Source organism: Exiguobacterium sp. s56 (assembly GCF_018618255.1).
Lineage (GTDB): Bacteria > Bacillota > Bacilli > Exiguobacteriales > Exiguobacteriaceae > Exiguobacterium > Exiguobacterium chiriqhucha.
Window position 1 is genome coordinate 59075 of sequence record NZ_JACSLR010000003.1, and the last position, 18092, is coordinate 77166.

Sequence of the window (18092 nt, forward strand, 5' to 3'; positions counted from 1 at the left end):
AGCGAACGAAAAGCTCGGCGTGTGCGCCACGCCGAGCCGAATCATTCTGCTTTCTCGTTTGACACGTTGAACAGCTGTTTGATCATCTGCTCGCGTTCATACTGGGCGTTCAAGTCTTCCATCTCACGGATGCGCGCGTTCGGTGCGAGCACCGTCAAGTGACGGAACAAGTTTCGCATCTCGCCCGTGCATTCGCCGCCGTATTCGCCGTCGATATTGAGACTCATCCGTTCCGTCGTCGTCTTCATCTTGACGCGTCCCGTCTTGACGTGCTCGACGAGCGGACTCGACAAGTGCTCACCACGGAGCAACAAACCGACGACGTGGATGAACTCGAACAAGTTACACTTGCGCAAGATGAACAAGTCGAACAGTCCGTCGTTCAGTGAGGCGTGTGGTGAAATCTTCTCGAAGCCACCGACCGAGTTCGAGTTCGACGTGAGGAAAATCATGACCTCGCCGCTGAACGTGCCCTCGTCGTGCTCGAGCTCGATATACGTCGGCTTGATGAGTGGAAGCTTCTCCATCCCTTTGACGTAATAGGCGAGCTGACCGAGCGCCGTCTTCAGTTTCGACGGCACCTCGTACGACAGCTCCGTCATGATGCCGCCACCGGCGATATTGATGAAGTAGTGGATATCCCCTGTCTCCCCTTCAATCTCACCGAGGTCGACCGGCATCTCGAAACCGTCACAGATGACGTCGAGGGCACCGACGACGTTGAGCGGAATCCGCATCGCTCGGGCAAAGTCGTTCGTCGTTCCGACTGGGATGAGTCCGATCGTCGGACGCGTGTCGAGCGGGGCGAGTCCCGAGATAACCTCGTTCAGCGTCCCGTCCCCACCAGCCGCGATAATCAAGTCGAACTCGGCCTCCGCGGCTCGAACGGCTTCGAGCGTCGCGTCGCCGATTGCTTTCGTCGCGTACGTCGACGTCTCATAACCCGCATCCTCGAGGCGGTTCAAAATGTACGGGAGTTCCCGTTTGATCACTTCTTTTCCAGATGTCGGGTTATAGATGACCCGTGCGCGTTTTCGTTGCATACTATTCTCTCCCCATGCTCAAGTCGAGCGAAAAGCGAGACACAAGTGCCTCGCCGCTTGTTTAGCGTTTGGCGATCTCTTCGTGGAACAAGCCATCGAGGAGTGCCGGGTTCGCCATCCCTTTCGTCTGCTTCATGATCTGTCCGATGATAAAGCCTTTGGCACGGTCTTTCCCGTTCTTAAAGTCTTCAATCATCTGCGGATGCGCTTCGAACAAGTCAAGGATGTAGCCGCGGAGCAAGTTCTCGTCCGAGATTTGGGCGAGACCGTTCGCTTCGACGTACGCCTTCGGCTCGGCGCCTTCTTCGATCATGGCTGTGAACACGCGTTTGGCGATCTTCGAAGAAATTGTACCTTCTCCAATCAAACGAATCAACTCCGCGAGCGAGCTCGGCGTCAATTTCATCGTCTCGATCGTATCGTCCGATTTGTTCAAGTGGCCGAGCACTTCGCCCATGAGCCAGTTCGCTGCCGCTTTCGGTTCGGCACCGGCCGCAGTCGTCGCTTCGAAGAAGTCCGAGAACTCCCGCGTCGACGTGAGCGCCTTGGCGTCATAAGCCGACAAGCCGTAGTTGTTCATATAACGTTCGCGACGTGCGACCGGAAGTTCCGGAAGCGTGGCGCGGATGCGTTCTTTCCATTCCTCATCGATTTCGAGACGGACGAGGTCCGGCTCTGGGAAGTAGCGGTAATCGGCCGCTCCTTCTTTGACACGCATGAGGATCGTCTTCTTCGCCGCCTCGTCAAAACGGAGCGTCTCTTGACGCATGACGCCGCCCGTGATGAGCAGTTTACGGTGACGGTCTTCCTCATACTCGAGCGCCTTCAAGACGTTCGAGAACGAGTTCAAGTTTTTGAGCTCCGTCTTCGTGCCGAACGGCTCTTGACCGAACGGACGGACCGAGATGTTACAGTCGCAACGGAGCGACCCTTCTTCCATCTTGACGTCCGAGACGCCCGCGAACGAGAGCACTTCTTTCAAGCGCTCAAGATAAGCGACGGCGTCTTTCGGTGAACGCATGTCAGCCTCACTGACGATTTCGATGAGGGGTGACCCGGTCCGGTTGAAGTCGACGACCGAGTGTTTCTCGCCCGTGTGGTTCATCTTCCCGGCATCTTCTTCGAGATGGACGCGTTCGATGCGGAACCGTTTCATCTCACCGTCGACTTCGACGTCGACGTGGCCGTTGAAACCGATCGGCTGGTCGAACTGCGAGATTTGGTACGCTTTCGGCGTATCCGGATAGAAGTAGTTCTTGCGGTCAAATTTCGTATCGGTCGCGATTTCGCAGTTGAGTGCCATCGCGGCCTTGATGGCGAGATTGACCGCCTCTTCGTTCAATTTAGGCAAGACGCCCGGGTGTCCGAGACAAATCGGACACGTCTGTGTATTCGTTTCGGCACCGTATGTGCGCGAGCAGCCACACCAAATCTTCGACTTCGTGCTCAGCTCGGCGTGCACCTCGATCCCGATGATCGTTTCAAAGTTCATCGTACGTCCTCCTTAGAGCTGTGGCATCTTGAAACCGCCGTTTGCTTGTTCAAAAGCATGGGCCACGCGGTAGAGTGTTGGTTCACTGAAATGGTTCCCGATGATCTGTAAACCGACCGGGAGGCCTTCTGACAAGCCAGCCGGTACCGAGATGGCCGGGATGCCCGCCAAGTTGACCGGAATCGTCATAATATCGTTGGCATACATCGTGAGCGGATCTTCGAGCTGGTCACCGAGTTTGAACGCGACCGTCGGCGCAGTCGGTCCGATAATCGCGTCGTAGTCGGCGAACACGTTCGCGAAGTCTTGCTTCATGAGCGTGCGGACCTGTTGCGATTTCTTGTAGAACGCATCGTAATAACCCGAGCTGAGTGCGTACGTCCCGAGCATGATGCGGCGTTTCACTTCTTCCCCGAAACCTTGTTCGCGCGAATACGTGAACACTTCTTCGAGCGCATCGGCCTCGGCGCGACGTCCGTAACGGATGCCGTCAAACCGGGCGAGGTTCGAAGATGCTTCTGATGACGCGAGCAAGTAGTATGTCGGGAGCGCGTATTTCACTGTCGGGAGCGAGACCTCCTCGACCGTCGCACCGAGCGATTTGAGCGTCTCGACCGCTTCTTCAATTTGTTTGCGGACACCGTCTGACACGCCTTCGGCCATGAACTCTTTTGGAAGTGCGAGCTTCATGCCTTTGATGTCGCCGTGAAGCGATTTCGTGTAATCCGGAAGGTCGACCGTTGCTGACGTCGAGTCCATGTCGCAATGACCGGCAATCGCGTTCAACAAGTAGGCGTTATCTTCGACCGTACGTGTGAGCGGACCGATTTGGTCGAGCGACGAGGCGAATGCGACGAGGCCGTACCGTGAGACGAGACCGTACGTCGGTTTCATCCCGACGACGCCACAATAGGCTGCCGGCTGACGAATCGAGCCACCCGTATCCGAGCCGAGGCTGAACAGGACTTGTCCGGCCGCGACCGTTGCTGCTGAACCGCCTGACGAACCGCCTGGTACGCGCGTTGGGTCCCACGGGTTACGGACGACTTTGAACGCCGAGTTCTCGTTCGATGAACCCATCGCGAACTCGTCCATGTTCAACTTCCCGATTGTGACGGCACCGGCGTCATGGAGACGCTCGACGACAGTCGCATCATGGGCCGGGACAAAGTTCTCGAGGAACTTCGAGGCACACGTCGTGCGTGTCCCTTTCGTGACGATGTTGTCTTTGACGCCGATCGGCAAACCGAAGAGCGGGTTGTCCGAGGTCTTGGCGAGCTCGTCCATCCGTTTCGCCTGTTCGAACGCGTCTTCGTTGAGCGTCAAGAAGGCACCGATTTTCTCGTCGGTCGCCTCGATGCGGTCAAATGATTCTTTGACGAGGTCGGATACCGTGACTTCGCCTTCTTTTATAAGCGTATGCAGCTTGGCTACACCGTGATCAAATAAACTCATGAAGGGCCTCCTTATTCAAAGACCGCTGGGACACGGACTTGGCCGTTCTCCCAATCAGGTGCCATCCGTTCGACTTCCTCGCGTGGAAGTGAAGGACGAACCTCGTCTTTGCGTAGTACGTTTTTCAAATCTAGGGCATGGGTCGTCGGGATGACGCCCGTCGTATCCAATTCATCGAGTTGCTCGGCGAACTCGAGGATTTTTGTCAATTGCTCCGTGAAGTGCGTCACTTCATCTTCTGTGATCGCAAGTCGGGCGAGTCCGGCGACGTGCCGAACTTCAGCTTCTGTGATTCGAGCCAAAGGTTCCACCTCCAACAGTTTTCAATACATCGTCCATTATCATACCACTTTTTTATAAGACAAAAAAGAAAATCCCATCTCGCCAATCTTGATGTCTTTTTTGAAAACTTAGGGAATGTCCTCGTAATATTGACTCGTTTCCAAAAACGCCTATTCGGTCCGTCCCCTAATCTCATTATGCTTAGAAAGAAGCATTATTTTTTCGAGGGGGATTCCTATGTCAATTCGTAATAAACTGATCGTCGCGTTCACCGTCTTGCTCGTGTTGTTGCTCGGGGTGAGCGGCTACTCGTTTTATGCGTTGAATGCATCCAAGGCCGCCCAACAAGATATGACCGTCTCGTGGGTACCGGGGATGGACCAAATTCATCTCGTCGATAAACAGCTGCTTGAGATTCGTCAACAGATGATGCGTCACGCCTTGATCGAGGACGAGGTGACGAAGCAAAATGTCGAAACGAACCTCAACACGGGCATCACGATTCTCGAACAACAAATGAGCGGTTATTCATCGACCATCATCACGAAAGCCGATCAAGAGCTGTTCGATCAAGCGACGGATCAATGGGCGACATTTAAAACGAACATCGAGGAGCTCGTCCGCATCTCGAACGAGGACGGTCAAGCCGCGGCCGACGCCTATATCCGGGACACGGCGACACCGGCCGCCGACGCCCTCTCGAACACGCTCGGTCTGCTCGTCAACTTGAACCGCGATGAGATTCGGTCTGACACGGAATCCGGTGCGGCGCTGTTCGAACAAGTCCAGCTCACGCTCATCGTCATCATGGCCGCGGCCGTCATCTTCACCGTGCTTATGATGGTGTTCATCTTCCGCTCGATTTTCGAGCCGCTCAAGGAGTTCAAAGTGAAGATGCGGGAGTTGGCCACGAGCGAAGGTGATTTGACGACGGCCATCCCGGTGAAGCGCCGCGACGAGTTCTCGGGACTCGCCCGCGACTTCAACCAGTTCCTCGCCAATCTGCGGCAATTGATTTTGCAAGTGAACGGTGTGTCTCACGGGGTGACCGAACAGTCGGCACACATGTATGACGAGTTGCGCGAGCTCGACACGTATATGACGACGACGGCCGCCACGACCGAGGACTTGACGGCCGGGATGCAACAGACGGCCGCGAGCGCCCAAGAAATGAACGCGTCCGCCTCTGATATGGAACGGACGCTGCACAACATCGTGACGATGGCCGCCGAGCGAAAAGCCGAGGCCGAGCAAGTCGATACCCGCGCCGTCGCCTTGCGCGACCATGCCGTCGAGGCGAAAGCGTCCGCGCTCCACGTCCTGTCGTCGACGCGCGTCAACTTGGAGCAGGCAATGCAAGACGCCAAAGCCGTCCGCGAGATTGCGACGCTCACGAACGACATTTTGGACATCGCTGCCCAGACGAACCTGTTGTCATTGAACGCCTCGATTGAAGCCGCTCGGGCCGGTGAAGCGGGACGCGGGTTCGCCGTCGTCGCCGATGAGATTCGGAAACTGGCCGAGACGAGCCGGACGACCGTCGAACGGATTCAAGCCATCTCGACGACCGTGCTCCACTCCGTCGACCATTTGAACGACACGTCGAGCGAGATGCTCCATTTCCTCGATACGAACGTGTTGAAAGACTATGACCAACTCGAGGAAGCGGCCGAGCATTACAGCGAAGACGCCGGCCGGTTCGAAGCGACCGCCTCCGAGTTCGCCGAGGCCGCCATCGAACTCGAACAGTTGACGTCGAACATGATCAGGGTCATCCAAGACGTGGCCGTGACGGTCAACAACGGTGCGCTCGGCACGCAGGAAATCGCTGAGAAAGTGACGATGTCTGTCGACCGCTTCAGCGAGTTGAACCGTGTCACCGAGATCTCGCAACAGAAGATGGACGAATTGAACACGTTGATCGGTCAATTCAAAGTATGACAAAAGGAAGCGTCCTCATGCGAGGGCGCTTCCTTTTGGTTAAGCGGCCGCTTGCCGCAGTTCTTTTTTCCGTTCGAGCTCGAAACGCTTCGTCTCGGCGACGACGACACCTGACAAGAACAAGAGACCAATCAAGTTTGGAATCGCCATCAGGCCGTTGAAGACGTCCGAGATGGCCCAAATCAAGTTCAAGTTCGTCGTCATCGCACCAAGTCCGGCGACGACGATATACATCATCCGATACGGCATGATGGCTTTCTCCCCGAGCAAGTAATAGACCGACCGTTCCCCATAATAACACCAGCCGATCACTGTCGAAAACGCGAAGAAGACGAGCGAGATTGTGACGATCAGTTCCCCAATCGGACCGAGGAAGTACGCGAATGACGCTTGCGTCAACTCGATGCCTTGCAGACCGCTCGTATACTGACCACTCATGACAATCGTCAACCCGGTGATCGAACAGACGATGAGCGTATCGATCAACACTTGCGTCATCGAGACGAGCGCCTGTCGTCCCGGGAAATCGGTCTTCGCGGCTGCCGCTGCGATTGGCGCCGAGCCGAGGCCCGCCTCATTCGAGAACACGCCGCGTGCGACCCCGTATCGAATCGCGGCACCGAGCGCCCCACCGCCGATAGCTTCCGCACTGAACGTGCTCGAGAAGATGGTCGCGAACGCCGACGGAATCAACTCGAAGTTCATGACGAGGATGACGAGACCCCCACCGACATAGCCGATGATCATAACGGGCACGAACACGCCGACGACTTTCCCAATCGATTTGACGCCCCCGAGGATAACGAATCCAGTCAGCACCATGAGCCCGATGCCCGTCACGAGCATCGGGATCCCGAATGACGTGTTGAGTGCCATACTGATTGAGTTCGTCTGGACGCCGTTGCCGATGCCGAACGCGGCAATCGCAGCGAACAAGGCGAACGTCATGCCGAGCCACTTCTTCTTCAAGCCGTGCTCCAAGTAATACATCGGTCCGCCGGCAATCTCGCCCCGCTCATCGACGACACGATATTTGACGGCGAGAATCGCCTCGGCGTACTTCGTCGCCATCCCGATGAAACCGGAGAGCCACATCCAGACGATGGCGCCCGGTCCCCCGAGGACGACCGCCGTCGCAACGCCGACCATGTTCCCGGTCCCGACCGTGGCCGCGAGCGCTGTCATGAGCGCTTGGAAGTGAGAGATGTCACCGCGTTGCTTTTTCTGTTTCTCTGCTTCCGCTCCCGTTTTCTGTTTCGGGAGGAACGCCTCTTTCAAACCGTATCCGAGCCGCGTCACTTGGATAAAGCCGAGCCGGAACGTCAAATAGACGCCTGTCCCAATCAATAGAATCAATAAGTGTGGCCCCCAGACGAGGTTCGATAAACTCGTCAGGACCGCTTCAAACTTTTCCATGCTACTCTGCCCCCTATGTAAATCTGGTGTTCACCGTTCCTTCATATTTTTCAGAACATTCTCAACTTCGTCAAGTTGACAAGGCATTAATCCGGTCCGATGTCGTGTAATATTTTTGTAATATACCACTTTTCCGCTTTATCTTACCCTAATTCTGAATTTAGTATTTGAAATAAAATTGTAATGCGAGGCGCACAAAAAAACGGCCCCCGTTTTGGAAGCCGTCTCGTTTCATGTCGTGAGCGCCGCGACGACCTCGTCGACGTGTCCGTTCACTTTCACACTGCGCCATTCCTGTTCGATATAGCCGTCCTCGTTGATGAGGAACGTCGAACGGACGATGCCATAGTACTCTTTCCCGTAATTCTTTTTCAATTGCCAAACGCCGTATAGCTCCGACACCTCATGCGTGTCGTCAACGAGCAAATCGAACGGCAGCTCATGTTTGGCGATGAAGTTTTGGTGCTTCTTCTGGCTGTCGGCCGAGATGCCGAGGACGACGGCCCCGTTCAATCGCGGTGTCGCATCGCGGAAGTCACATGCCTCGGTCGTACAACCCGGTGTCGCGTCCTTCGGGTAAAAATAAAGCACGACTTTCTGGCCCCGGTAGTCCTCGAGCGAGATCATGTCCCCGTTTTGGTTCGGTAATGTGAATGTCGGTGCTAACATGTTATTTCCTCCTTATCCGAACGACGGGTCGACGAGATTCTCGTCATAACCGTCGATCGCTTGTTCTAATTTTTGTTTGAGCGGTTCGAGCACTTCGAGATACTCGACCGGATCTTCTGTTGCAGCGGCCTTTTTAAGTGCCGCCTCATTGTCGGTATACCACGTCCGGTACGCCTCGAAGTAGTTGGCCATCGTGTCTTGGTTTTCCGGCACCGTGAGCGTCTCGGCCATGAGCAAGAAGACGTTATTGTCGGCCTCGAGCGCGACGTAGTCGGTCTGGGCGTTCACTTGGTCATAAATCGGGCCAGCCTCGTCTTCCGGCACTTCGGCGAGACGGGCGTTCGCTTCTGCATTCACGCCGTACTCGTTCGCCTCGATTCCCGTCAACATGTCGCCAACTTCCCCAATCACGTCGGCCGGGATAAGAGCCGGGGTGACGACGAGTTTCCAGTCCTCCCCTTCTTTGATAGCGACTTTCGAAAGTCGGTTCGGCAGTTCATTGCCGTCCGCATCCTCCATCTCATGGACGATGAACGCGACGTCCCCGTCCTCGTTCACCCAGCTCTCGTACATATCGCCCGGCGTGAGGCCACGCATCTCGGCACCGGTCGCCGGGATGTCGGTCAACTCGCCCGCATAGTCGATGGCTTTGAGTGCCGCCGCATCACCGTTTTCGAGCGCTTGTTGGTATGACGTATACAAGGTCTCGACCGCTTCCGGGAGCGGCGTTTTCGTCTCTTCGGCCGCCTCTTCCGTCGGCGTTTCGTCCGCCGTCCCGCATCCCGCGAGCAACACGGTCAGCGCGAGCGGCATCATCCACTTGTTCATTCAATCATTCCCTTCGCAAGTCGTCCTGTACCCTCATCCTACCACGACTCGATTTCGAGCGAAAACGACACGCTTTTCTGGAAAATTGTTTCACTAGGATTTCACCACGATTTTCGATACAATACAGACGTAAGCGCTTCAATATACGATCACTTTTAAGGGGGAACGAGAATGATTCCATACAAACATGAACCATTCACAGACTTTACAAACAAAGAGAACGCCGCAGCCATCCAAGCGGCGATCGAGAAAGTCAACGGTGAGCTCGGAAAAGACTATCCGCTCGTAATCGGTGGGGAGAAAGTTACGACGGAAGGCAAAATCACGTCTTACAACCCGGCCAATAAAGAAGAAGTCATCGGTCACGTCTCGAAAGCGAACCAAGAGCTCGCTGAGCGTGCGATGCAAGAAGCGCTCACAGCGTTCGACTCATGGCGCCATGTCGACCCGGCCGTCCGTGCCGACGTCTTGTTCAAGGCGGCGAACATCGTCCGCAAGCGCAAGCACGAGTTCTCAGCTTACCTCGTCAAAGAGGCAGGCAAGCCGTGGAACGAAGCGGACGCGGATACAGCGGAAGCGATCGACTTCATGGAGTACTATGCACGTCAAATGCTCGAGCTCAAACCAGGTAAAAAAGTCGAGAGCCGTCCGGGCGAATACAACCGCTATGACTACATCCCACTCGGGGTCGGGATTGTCATCAGCCCTTGGAACTTCCCGTTCGCGATCATGGCAGGGACGGCCGTCGCGGCTATCGTTGCTGGTAACACGATCCTCTTGAAACCAGCATCGACGACACCGATCGTCGCTGCGAAATTCGTCGAGGTCATGGAAGAAGCAGGCCTTCCGAAAGGCGTCCTCAACTTCATCCCAGGACCAGGCGCAGAAGTCGGTGACTATCTCGTCGACCATCCGAAGACACGCTTCATCAGCTTCACAGGTTCACGTGACGTGGGCTTGCGCATCAACGAGCGTGCCTCTAAATTGAACGACGGCCAAATCTGGCTCAAACGCGTCATCGCAGAGATGGGCGGAAAAGATACGATCGTCGTCGACGAATCAGCGGACCTCGAACTCGCGGCCCAGTCAATCGTCAAATCGGCGTTCGGCTTCTCTGGTCAAAAATGTTCGGCTTGTTCGCGCGCCGTCATCGTCGACAGCGTGTATGACACGGTGCTCGACCGCGTCGTCGAGTTGACGAACGAACTCTCGGTCGGCAACACGGAGCAAAACGAACACTTCATGGGACCGGTCATCGATGCGGCCGCGTTCAAGAAGATCACATCATACTTCGACGTCGCCAAAGAAGAAGGCAAAATCGTCGCCGGTGGTAAAGCCGACGACTCGACAGGCTACTTCATCGAGCCGACGGTCGTCGCTGACGTCGCGCCGAAAGCACGTCTCATGCAAGAAGAAATCTTTGGACCGATCGTCGCCTTCACGAAAGCGAAAGACTTCAAAGAAGCGATCGACATCGCCAACAACACGGAATACGGCTTGACGGGTGCCGTCCTCACGCGTGACCGCTCGAACCAAGAGTACGCGCGTCAGAACTTCCACGTCGGGAACTTGTATTTCAACCGTGGTTGCACAGGCGCCATCGTCGGCTATCAGCCGTTCGGCGGGTTCAACATGTCAGGTACAGACTCAAAAGCAGGCGGACCGGATTACATCCAGCTCCACATGCAAGCAAAAACGACGTCTGAGACGTTTTAATCAATCGGCCCGGCTCATCTGAGTCGGGCTTTCTTTCACCAAAGGAGGTTTCTCATGGAGACGTTTGACGATTTTTTAGCAACGATTGACGACCTGGAACACCGTGCCAAACTGGACGACATATTCGTGTGGGTCCGGGAGACATTCCCGCACCTCGAGGAACGCATCGCCTGGAATCAGCCGATGTTCACCGATCACGGGACGTTCATCATCGCCTTCAGTGTGGCCAAAGCACACTTTGCCGTCGCGCCGGAGGCCGTCCCGCTCGAGGTGTTCCAGATGCAAATCCGGGAGGCGGGCTATACGCAGACGAAACAGCTGTTCCGTATCAAGTGGAGCCAAACCGTCGACTACGATTTGCTTCGTGACATCATCGCGTTCAATATCGAAGATAAGGCCGGTCACACGTCGTTTTGGCGTTGATCTGAAAGAAGGAGCGATGACGCACATGTCACCGCTCCTTTTCTGTGGCTTATCCTAACGCCACGTCCAACATCATCATGATGGTGAAGCCGAGCATCAACGCCATCGACGCCATATCTTTATGCCCATTCTCTTGCGACCCCGGGATCACTTCTTCGACGACGACAAAAATCATCGCCCCGGCGGCAAAGCTGAGCGCGAACGGCAAGAGCGGCTCCATGACAAGCACGGCCCAAACGCCGACCAGTGCGGCCGCCGGTTCGACCATGCCCGATAACTGACCGTAGAAAAAACTGCGGCGCCGGGAGAGCCCATCCCGTCTGAGCGGGAGCGATACGGCGGCACCTTCCGGAAAGTTTTGAATGCCGATACCGATGGCCAACGCGATGGCACCTGTCAGCGAGGCGGACGGGAAATCGGCCGCGACCGCCCCGAAGGCGACACCGATGGCCAGTCCTTCCGGGATATTGTGCAGCGTGATCGCCAAGACGAGCAACGTGCTCCGTTTCCGTTTTTGGGGATGGAAACCTTCCACTTCTTTTAGGGATGGTGTCGGATGCACGTGCGGAATCAGTTTGTCGACGACTGCCAAAAACAGACCACCCACTAAAAAACCGACGGTGGCCGGAAACCAAGCCGGCATCGCGTCTTGTTCCGCCATTTCGATGGCCGGGGCGAGGAGTGACCAAAAACTGGCCGCTATCATGACACCGCCGGCAAACCCGAGCATGCTGTCCATCAACCGCTCGTTAATCGACTTCGTCATGAAGACGATTGCCGCCCCGAGCGCGGTCATCCCCCATGTGAACATCGTCCCGAGCAACGCCTGCATGGCCGGGCTCAGTTGAGCCACCCATTCCCACATCACCATCGCCTCCTTCCACCCTATCCTTTTCCCGGGACGCATGCGTCGCTAACGACAAAAAAGAGGAGAGCTGGTTCGCTCTCCCCCGTCCAATTAAAACGCGCGCATCAAGTTCGCCATCTCGATGGCCGACGTTGCCGCTTCCCAACCTTTGTTCCCGGCTTTCGTTCCAGCTCGCTCGATCGCTTGCTCAATCGTCTCGGTCGTCAAGACACCGAAAATGACCGGTACTTCTGACTGATAACTCGCCTGGGCGATGCCTTTCGCCGCCTCGTTACAGACGTAGTCGAAGTGTGGTGTCGCCCCACGGATGACGGCCCCGAGTGTGATGACGGCATCATATTTCTTGCTCATCGCCATCTTCTTCGCGACAAGTGGGAGTTCGAACGCCCCAGGGACGAATGCGATCTCGACGTCGTCTTGTTCGACGCCGTGGCGCTTCAACGCATCCTTCGCCCCGTCTAGCAAGCGCATCGTGATGAGATCGTTGAACCGTCCGACGACGATTCCGACTTTCAAGCCTTTTCCGACCAAGTTTCCTTCAAATGTATGCATCATGATTCTTCTCCTCCAAAGTGATTCATTTTTTGTTGTTTCGTCATTCGGTACTTCTCGTTCGCCGCATGGGCGCCGACGAGAATCGGGACACGTTCGATGACCGTGATGCCGCACGCTTCTAACGCATCGACTTTTTCCGGGTTGTTCGTCATGAGCCGGACGTTCGTGACGCCGAGGTCACGAAGCATGGCCGCGCTGACCCGGTAATCGCGCAAATCGGCATGAAGTCCGAGCGCAACGTTCGCCTCGACCGTATCAAGCCCTTGTTCTTGTAGTTCGTACGCCTTCAATTTATTGAGCAGACCGATGCCACGCCCTTCTTGTCTCATATACAAGATGACACCGCCTTCGGCTTCCACTTTCGCCATCGCTGTGTCCAGTTGTGGCCCGCAATCGCAACGATGGGACCCGAAGACGTCACCGGTCAGACATTCGGAATGAATCCGGACGAGCGGTGCGTGTTCGATCTCACCTTTGACGAGCGCGACGTGTTCTTCCCGGTCGAGGACGTTCCGATAACCGATCAATCGGAAGTCCCCTTTCACCGAGGGGAGCGAGACGTCCGCCTCTCGTTCGACGAGGTCCGTCTCCATATAGCGAACTAATTCCTCAATCGTGATGAATTTTAAATCATGCGCTTGTGCGACACGTTCAAGGTCCGGCAACCGGGCCATCTCGCCGTCCGGACGGATAATCTCACAGATGACGGCGACTGGTTCACTTCCGGCAAGTCGCGCCAAATCGACCGACGCTTCCGTATGCCCGCGCCGGACGGAGACGCCACCTTTTTTGGCGATGAGCGGGAAGATATGACCAGGACGTTGGAAATCGGCCGGACGGGCGTTGCTATTCGCGAGTTCGCGCACCGTATGGGCCCGCTCGCTCGCCGAGATGCCCGTCGTCGAATCGACGTGGTCGACACTGACCGTGAACGCCGTGCCGTGCGGGTCGGTACTGTTCGCGACCATCGGCTGCAAGTCGAGCCGGACGGCCACTTCTTCAGCGAGAGAAGCGCAGACGAGCCCTTTGCCTTCCGTGATGAGGAAATTCATCGTCTCTGCTGTCATTTTATCCGCGAGGACGACGAAGTCCCCTTCGTTCTCCCGGTCCTCATCGTCGACGACGATGATGGGACGTCCCATCTTCAACTCTTCGACTGCTTCTTTAATCGAGTGAAACATTACCATCCCGCCTTTCCATACCCTTGTGACGCCAGCGATTCGAGCGTCATCGGTTTTTGACTTACGAGTTTTTCCATATACTTAGCCAACATGTCACATTCCAAATTGACCGCATCCCCAGCCTGTTTCATCCCGAGCACTGTCTCACTGTACGTGTGCGGGATGAGCGACAACGTGAAGCCGCGTTCCGTCACATCAAACACCGTCAAGCTCGTCCCGTCGACCGAAATCGAACCTTTCGGGACGATATAACGGAGGAGAGATGGCTCACAGCTGATGTCGACATAGACCGCGTTCGCGAGCGATTGTTTTTTGACGATGCGCCCGACCCCGTCGACGTGACCCGATACGAAGTGACCACCGAAGCGTCCGTTCGCGGGCATAGCCCGCTCCAAGTTAACGTTCGTGCCGGGGCGGACCCCGTCGAGACTCGACGCCTTCAGCGTTTCCGGCATGACATCGACCGAGAAGCTGTCACGATCGAACGTCGTCACGGTGAGACAGATGCCGTTGACGGAGATACTGTCACCGAGCTTCACGTCCTCGAGGACGATTTTTCCGGCGAGCGTGAGCCGGAGGGACGGACCGTTGCGTTTCACTGCCTTGACACTGCCGATTTCTTCAACGATTCCCGTGAACATCGGACTCCCCCTCTCGCATGATGAGTTTGATGTCGGCGCCGACCGTCTCGACCGATTGCACGTCATATCGATTGATTGCATCGAGCGGACCGTCATGATGCGAACGGTAAAATCCGCCCTTGCCGCCGAACACGCGCGGTGACTGGTACATGACCCACTCGTCGATGAACCGTCCGTCCAAGAGTGATGTGACGAGCGTCGGTCCCGCTTCGACGAGCAGACGACCGATGCCGCGTGCGTAGACGTCTTGCAGCACAGCGTCGAGCGACGTGTACGCCGCGAGTTCGACGCCGCGCTCGATGAACGCGTCCCGCTTCGTTTGATCGTCGGACGTCGTGTAGAGTAGCACCGGCACATCGTTCGCCGTCCGGACGAGCTGACTTGACAGCGGCGTGCGTAACTCTCGGTCTAGCACGACCCGGAGCGGTTCCGTCGTCTCGCGGTCGAGCCGGACGGTGAGGGCCGGGTCATCAGCGAGGACAGTGCCGACACCGGTCAAAATCGCATCGACCGACGCCCGCAGTTCATGGACGTCCCGTCTCGCTTCGGTTCCGGTCACCCACTTGCTGTCACCGGTATCGAGGGCGACTTTGCCGTCAAGGCTCGTCGCCGTCTTTAAGATGACATACGGCCGTTTCGTCTCGAGCGAGCGCAAGAACGCCACGTTGAGCGTTCGTGCCTCACTCTCGAGCAGACCGACTTCGACATCAATCCCGGCCGCTTTCAATCGAGCGATGCCTTGCCCTGACACGAGCGGATTCGGGTCGGTCATCGCGATGACGACCCGTTTGATGCCCGACTCTACGACTAAATCGGCACACGGCGGTGTCTTGCCATAATGCGAGCACGGTTCGAGCGTGACATACATCGTGGCGCCATAGGCGGCAGCACCGGCCATGCGGATGGCGTGCACTTCGGCGTGCGCTTCCCCCGCCTTCAAGTGGGCGCCGAACCCGACGACTCGACCGTCCTTGACGACGACGGCCCCGACGCGCGGATTGACGCCGGTCGAAGAGGCGGATTTGGCCAATTGGATGGCTTGTTGCATGTACTGTTGCATAATCTCCCTCCTTGTTTCGTACAAACAAAAAGACCTCAAGGAATGATCCTCAAGGTCTCGGTGGGAGTCGTCCGTCGTCATTTGGGCAAGCCAAATAAGCGTTTTCTTTACAGAAAAACGTACGACGAACTACAGGTCGCGTGGACCTGTCATGTTTCCTTCTCCCATCCAGACTATACTGTCGGCTCTAGAATCGCACTAGATCCACCGTTCGCACACGTGCGACCGGGTCACGGACTTAAGGCTCGCGCCCATCACCGCCGGTTGGGACTTTCACCCGACCCCGAAGGAATATTTGTTTGTACGTCTCCACTTTAGCGCAAAAATAAATGGATGGCAAAACGAAATGCGCAAAAAAAGCGCCGCTCGTGTGAGCAACGCTTTGTAAATCAAGCCAAGAATAAAACGACGAGGAGTCCGACAACCCAGCAATAGAAGGAGAAGTATTTGAGCTCGCCTTTCGCCATGATGTGCTGGAACCATTTGAGCGAGATGGCCGTGAGCGCATACGAGGCGATGAACGCCAAGATGAGCGGTCCGAACAAATCACGTGTTTCTGGATTCGTGAACAACTCCGGTCCCTCTAAAATCGTCACCCCGAGACTGATCGGGATGAACAGGAAGAACGAGAAGCGAAGCGCCGACTCTTGTTTGATGCCGAGCAACATCGCCATGACGATTGTCGCCCCGGAGCGACTGATCCCTGGGATGAGCGCGACCGCTTGAGCGAGACCGATTAAGATGGCGTCGCGGAGCGTGATGCCGCCGTCTCCTTTATTCCCTCGCATATTCCGGATGAACCAGAGCGCGACCCCGGTCAGGATAAGCGTATAACCGACCGTGGCGACGCCGCTGAGCTTCTCGCCAATCCAATCGCCGAACAGGACGCCGAGCACACCGGCTGGGACCGTGGCGACGAGCAAGAGACCAATGAACTTGACGTCGACCATCGTCTCGTCACTGCGGTCCTTTTTAAACAAGAACGTCCACAGACTGACGACGAGACGGACGACGTCCTGCCGATAAATCGTTAACACGGCGAGCAACGAGGCAAAGTTCACGAAAATCTCGAAGGAGAGCCCCGGTAACTCGATATCAAACAGCTCTTGGAAGATGACCAAGTGACCGCTTGATGAGATTGGAATCGGCTCGGTGAACCCTTGAATCAAGCCGAGTAGGAGATAAAATAACCATATTGTCATATCGTAACATCCTCTTTTCTTATTTACATCAATTCCATTATTTTAGCAGACCGTTCGTTTCACTGACCACCCTTTCAAAAAAAAATCGTTATTTTCAAAACTTTCATTTGATTAGTCTGAAAATTAAATTTATTATAGAAGAGTACTCAACTGGTGCGACGGTGATGACCCCATTGGCCAGTTGGGTACTTTTTCGTACAGATTATTACATATTAGCCACGATAAAACTTTTTGTTTACAATTGAACCCATTTAATATTAAATTTGTAATAGAACTGTTACCATTTTTTCAAAGTATAAACAGGACTTTAGACCTACCCGTTCATAAAATCGGTTTAAAAAAACTTGAACAATGCACTTATAAATTGTAAAAACTGGCCGATAGTATGATTGTAGAAGCAACTTCGTCATCTTTGTCGGTTCAGATATGAGTCCATGGAAGGAGGAACCATCATTGAGTCAAACGCTATCCACTAAATCCCACCACTTGTCCACCGAACAGCAGAGGATGATTCACTGTATTCGACTGCTCGGCGACTTGTTGAAGGAACGTCCACGACGCTCTGTGTATCGTCGCTTCGCGATGGAACAAAGCTGGCCATCTCCCGAGTCGATTATCCGACAGTTCGGGTCATGGGCCGAGGCGCTTGCAATCGCCGGCTATGAATGGCACGGAGAGGCGACTGTCGATCTCCCGGACAAAATGCCAAAGTACACGCGTGAAGATATCATCGAGACACTCGCCCTCTACTCGCGCGACATGGGATCGATTATCACGCTCAAAAAGTATCAGGAATGGCGCAAGCTCCATCCGAAAGCACCGAGCCATTACCATATCGTCAAGACGTTCGGTTCGTGGCATGACGCCTGCGCCGAAGCCGGACTTGAAGCGAGTGTGACGTACTCGAAATCAGAGCTCTCCACCGCACTCCGTGAAGCGATTCACGAGATGGGCTTCTCTCTTTCCTTCGAAGCGTATCGCGAATGGGCAAAACGGAACAACAAACCATCCACGAAAGCAATTCTTCATCGTTACGGTTCATGGTCGGCTGCGATTCACGCGGTCGAGTCAGAAATTTTCAATCAGAAATTATAATCTTTCATTCATAAGGAGGACGCCGGGTATCCGGTGTCCTCCTTTATTTTGTAGATGTTGCGTCATCGTCCTTTCGGCGCCCACGCTTTCTGCAGGCAATCCCGGAGCCGCATCGCTTACGCTGCTGGGTCTCCGTCGGATTGCTATCCTGCAAGAGTCGGGGCGCCGACGGACGAGCGCATCGAACGCGCCACGGTACATCAATGTCCCGTGTCAGACATGGAA

At 55.4% G+C, this 18092-nt stretch carries 17 protein-coding genes and 1 riboswitch; of the genes, 4 read left to right on the top strand and 13 right to left on the bottom strand.

Annotated features, from left to right (window positions below; genetic code table 11):
- Window positions 1-41: 41 nt before the first annotated feature.
- The 4 genes from KNP71_RS04540 to gatC all read right to left on the bottom strand — a co-directional run bounded on the left by KNP71_RS04540 (window position 42) and on the right by gatC (window position 4292).
- Window positions 42-1043, bottom strand: coding sequence for a diacylglycerol kinase (locus KNP71_RS04540; RefSeq protein WP_029594954.1), 1002 nt, complete (start codon window positions 1041-1043; stop codon window positions 42-44).
- Window positions 1044-1104: 61 nt separating this feature from the next.
- Complete coding sequence (gene gatB / locus KNP71_RS04545; protein ID WP_021066489.1) at window positions 1105-2535, bottom strand: Asp-tRNA(Asn)/Glu-tRNA(Gln) amidotransferase subunit GatB; 1431 nt, start codon at window positions 2533-2535, stop codon at window positions 1105-1107.
- A gap of 12 nt (window positions 2536-2547) precedes the next feature.
- Window positions 2548-3990 (bottom strand): Asp-tRNA(Asn)/Glu-tRNA(Gln) amidotransferase subunit GatA, encoded by a 1443-nt coding sequence (gene gatA, locus KNP71_RS04550; protein ID WP_029594953.1) that lies wholly within the window; start codon window positions 3988-3990, stop codon window positions 2548-2550.
- Window positions 3991-4001: 11 nt separating this feature from the next.
- Window positions 4002-4292 (bottom strand): Asp-tRNA(Asn)/Glu-tRNA(Gln) amidotransferase subunit GatC, encoded by a 291-nt coding sequence (gene gatC / locus KNP71_RS04555; protein ID WP_021066487.1) that lies wholly within the window; start codon window positions 4290-4292, stop codon window positions 4002-4004.
- Between the two features lie 217 nt (window positions 4293-4509).
- Between gatC and KNP71_RS04560 the strand changes: the two genes are divergently transcribed.
- Window positions 4510-6213, top strand: a complete 1704-nt coding sequence (locus tag KNP71_RS04560) for a methyl-accepting chemotaxis protein (RefSeq protein WP_029594952.1) — start codon at window positions 4510-4512, stop codon at window positions 6211-6213.
- A gap of 39 nt (window positions 6214-6252) precedes the next feature.
- Here the strand turns inward: KNP71_RS04560 and KNP71_RS04565 are convergent, their stop codons facing one another.
- From KNP71_RS04565 to KNP71_RS04575, 3 genes are all read right to left on the bottom strand, one after another.
- Window positions 6253-7629, bottom strand: a complete 1377-nt coding sequence (locus tag KNP71_RS04565; RefSeq protein ID WP_029594951.1) for an alanine/glycine:cation symporter family protein — start codon at window positions 7627-7629, stop codon at window positions 6253-6255.
- A 231-nt stretch (window positions 7630-7860) separates the two neighbouring features.
- The gene (gene bcp, locus KNP71_RS04570) at window positions 7861-8298 is read right to left on the bottom strand and encodes a thioredoxin-dependent thiol peroxidase (RefSeq protein WP_021066484.1); all 438 of its coding nucleotides are present in this window, start codon (window positions 8296-8298) and stop codon (window positions 7861-7863) included.
- Between the two features lie 12 nt (window positions 8299-8310).
- Window positions 8311-9126, bottom strand: a complete 816-nt coding sequence (locus KNP71_RS04575) for a nuclear transport factor 2 family protein (protein WP_058764301.1) — start codon at window positions 9124-9126, stop codon at window positions 8311-8313.
- 171 nt (window positions 9127-9297) lie between these two features.
- Between KNP71_RS04575 and pruA the strand changes: the two genes are divergently transcribed.
- The gene (gene pruA, locus KNP71_RS04580; protein ID WP_021066482.1) at window positions 9298-10842 is read left to right on the top strand and encodes an L-glutamate gamma-semialdehyde dehydrogenase; all 1545 of its coding nucleotides are present in this window, start codon (window positions 9298-9300) and stop codon (window positions 10840-10842) included.
- A gap of 54 nt (window positions 10843-10896) precedes the next feature.
- Window positions 10897-11265, top strand: coding sequence for an iron chaperone (locus tag KNP71_RS04585; RefSeq protein WP_131471906.1), 369 nt, complete (start codon window positions 10897-10899; stop codon window positions 11263-11265).
- Between the two features lie 49 nt (window positions 11266-11314).
- On the opposite strand, the gene KNP71_RS04590 is transcribed toward KNP71_RS04585, so the two are convergent.
- The 6 genes from KNP71_RS04590 to KNP71_RS04615 all read right to left on the bottom strand — a co-directional run bounded on the left by KNP71_RS04590 (window position 11315) and on the right by KNP71_RS04615 (window position 16772).
- Window positions 11315-12130, bottom strand: coding sequence for a ZIP family metal transporter (locus tag KNP71_RS04590; RefSeq protein WP_214799240.1), 816 nt, complete (start codon window positions 12128-12130; stop codon window positions 11315-11317).
- 93 nt (window positions 12131-12223) lie between these two features.
- Window positions 12224-12688 (bottom strand): 6,7-dimethyl-8-ribityllumazine synthase, encoded by a 465-nt coding sequence (ribH, locus tag KNP71_RS04595; protein ID WP_021066479.1) that lies wholly within the window; start codon window positions 12686-12688, stop codon window positions 12224-12226.
- Window positions 12685-13869: a bifunctional 3,4-dihydroxy-2-butanone-4-phosphate synthase/GTP cyclohydrolase II gene (locus KNP71_RS04600; protein WP_029594946.1), complete on the bottom strand. Its 1185-nt coding sequence runs from the start codon at window positions 13867-13869 to the stop codon at window positions 12685-12687. The genes ribH and KNP71_RS04600 overlap by 4 nt, the downstream gene beginning before the upstream one ends.
- A complete protein-coding gene (gene ribE, locus KNP71_RS04605) occupies window positions 13869-14510 on the bottom strand; it encodes a riboflavin synthase (RefSeq protein ID WP_131471900.1) in 642 nt (213 codons plus the stop codon). The genes KNP71_RS04600 and ribE overlap by 1 nt, the downstream gene beginning before the upstream one ends.
- Window positions 14491-15570, bottom strand: a complete 1080-nt coding sequence (ribD, locus tag KNP71_RS04610) for a bifunctional diaminohydroxyphosphoribosylaminopyrimidine deaminase/5-amino-6-(5-phosphoribosylamino)uracil reductase RibD (RefSeq protein WP_214830113.1) — start codon at window positions 15568-15570, stop codon at window positions 14491-14493. The genes ribE and ribD overlap by 20 nt, the downstream gene beginning before the upstream one ends.
- Window positions 15571-15722: 152 nt before the next feature.
- Window positions 15723-15865: riboswitch (FMN riboswitch) on the bottom strand.
- Window positions 15866-15959: 94 nt separating this feature from the next.
- On the bottom strand, window positions 15960-16772 hold the full coding sequence (locus KNP71_RS04615; RefSeq protein WP_029594943.1) for an undecaprenyl-diphosphate phosphatase: 813 nt from the start codon (window positions 16770-16772) through the stop codon (window positions 15960-15962).
- 453 nt (window positions 16773-17225) lie between these two features.
- On the opposite strand from KNP71_RS04615, the gene KNP71_RS04620 reads away from it, so the two are divergent.
- Window positions 17226-17867 carry a homing endonuclease associated repeat-containing protein gene (locus KNP71_RS04620; protein ID WP_235045171.1) on the top strand — a complete coding sequence of 214 codons (642 nt, stop codon included), beginning with the start codon at window positions 17226-17228 and terminating at the stop codon, window positions 17865-17867.
- The last annotated feature ends 225 nt before the right edge of the window (window positions 17868-18092 follow it).

What these genes read in the sequence shown, in the direction of transcription:
- ribE (WP_131471900.1), bottom strand. Translation starts at nt 14,510, where the DNA reads ATGTTCACGGGAATCGTTGAAGAAATCGGCAGTGTCAAGGCAGTGAAA.
- pruA (WP_021066482.1), top strand. Translation starts at nt 9,298, where the DNA reads ATGATTCCATACAAACATGAACCATTCACAGACTTTACAAACAAAGAG.
- gatB (WP_021066489.1), bottom strand. Translation starts at nt 2,535, where the DNA reads ATGAACTTTGAAACGATCATCGGGATCGAGGTGCACGCCGAGCTGAGC.
- ribH (WP_021066479.1), bottom strand. Translation starts at nt 12,688, where the DNA reads ATGATGCATACATTTGAAGGAAACTTGGTCGGAAAAGGCTTGAAAGTC.
- KNP71_RS04560 (WP_029594952.1), top strand. Translation starts at nt 4,510, where the DNA reads ATGTCAATTCGTAATAAACTGATCGTCGCGTTCACCGTCTTGCTCGTG.
- bcp (WP_021066484.1), bottom strand. Translation starts at nt 8,298, where the DNA reads ATGTTAGCACCGACATTCACATTACCGAACCAAAACGGGGACATGATC.
- KNP71_RS04540 (WP_029594954.1), bottom strand. Translation starts at nt 1,043, where the DNA reads ATGCAACGAAAACGCGCACGGGTCATCTATAACCCGACATCTGGAAAA.
- KNP71_RS04600 (WP_029594946.1), bottom strand. Translation starts at nt 13,869, where the DNA reads ATGTTTCACTCGATTAAAGAAGCAGTCGAAGAGTTGAAGATGGGACGT.
- KNP71_RS04585 (WP_131471906.1), top strand. Translation starts at nt 10,897, where the DNA reads ATGGAGACGTTTGACGATTTTTTAGCAACGATTGACGACCTGGAACAC.
- KNP71_RS04575 (WP_058764301.1), bottom strand. Translation starts at nt 9,126, where the DNA reads ATGAACAAGTGGATGATGCCGCTCGCGCTGACCGTGTTGCTCGCGGGA.
- gatA (WP_029594953.1), bottom strand. Translation starts at nt 3,990, where the DNA reads ATGAGTTTATTTGATCACGGTGTAGCCAAGCTGCATACGCTTATAAAA.
- KNP71_RS04565 (WP_029594951.1), bottom strand. Translation starts at nt 7,629, where the DNA reads ATGGAAAAGTTTGAAGCGGTCCTGACGAGTTTATCGAACCTCGTCTGG.
- ribD (WP_214830113.1), bottom strand. Translation starts at nt 15,570, where the DNA reads ATGCAACAGTACATGCAACAAGCCATCCAATTGGCCAAATCCGCCTCT.
- KNP71_RS04615 (WP_029594943.1), bottom strand. Translation starts at nt 16,772, where the DNA reads ATGACAATATGGTTATTTTATCTCCTACTCGGCTTGATTCAAGGGTTC.
- KNP71_RS04590 (WP_214799240.1), bottom strand. Translation starts at nt 12,130, where the DNA reads ATGTGGGAATGGGTGGCTCAACTGAGCCCGGCCATGCAGGCGTTGCTC.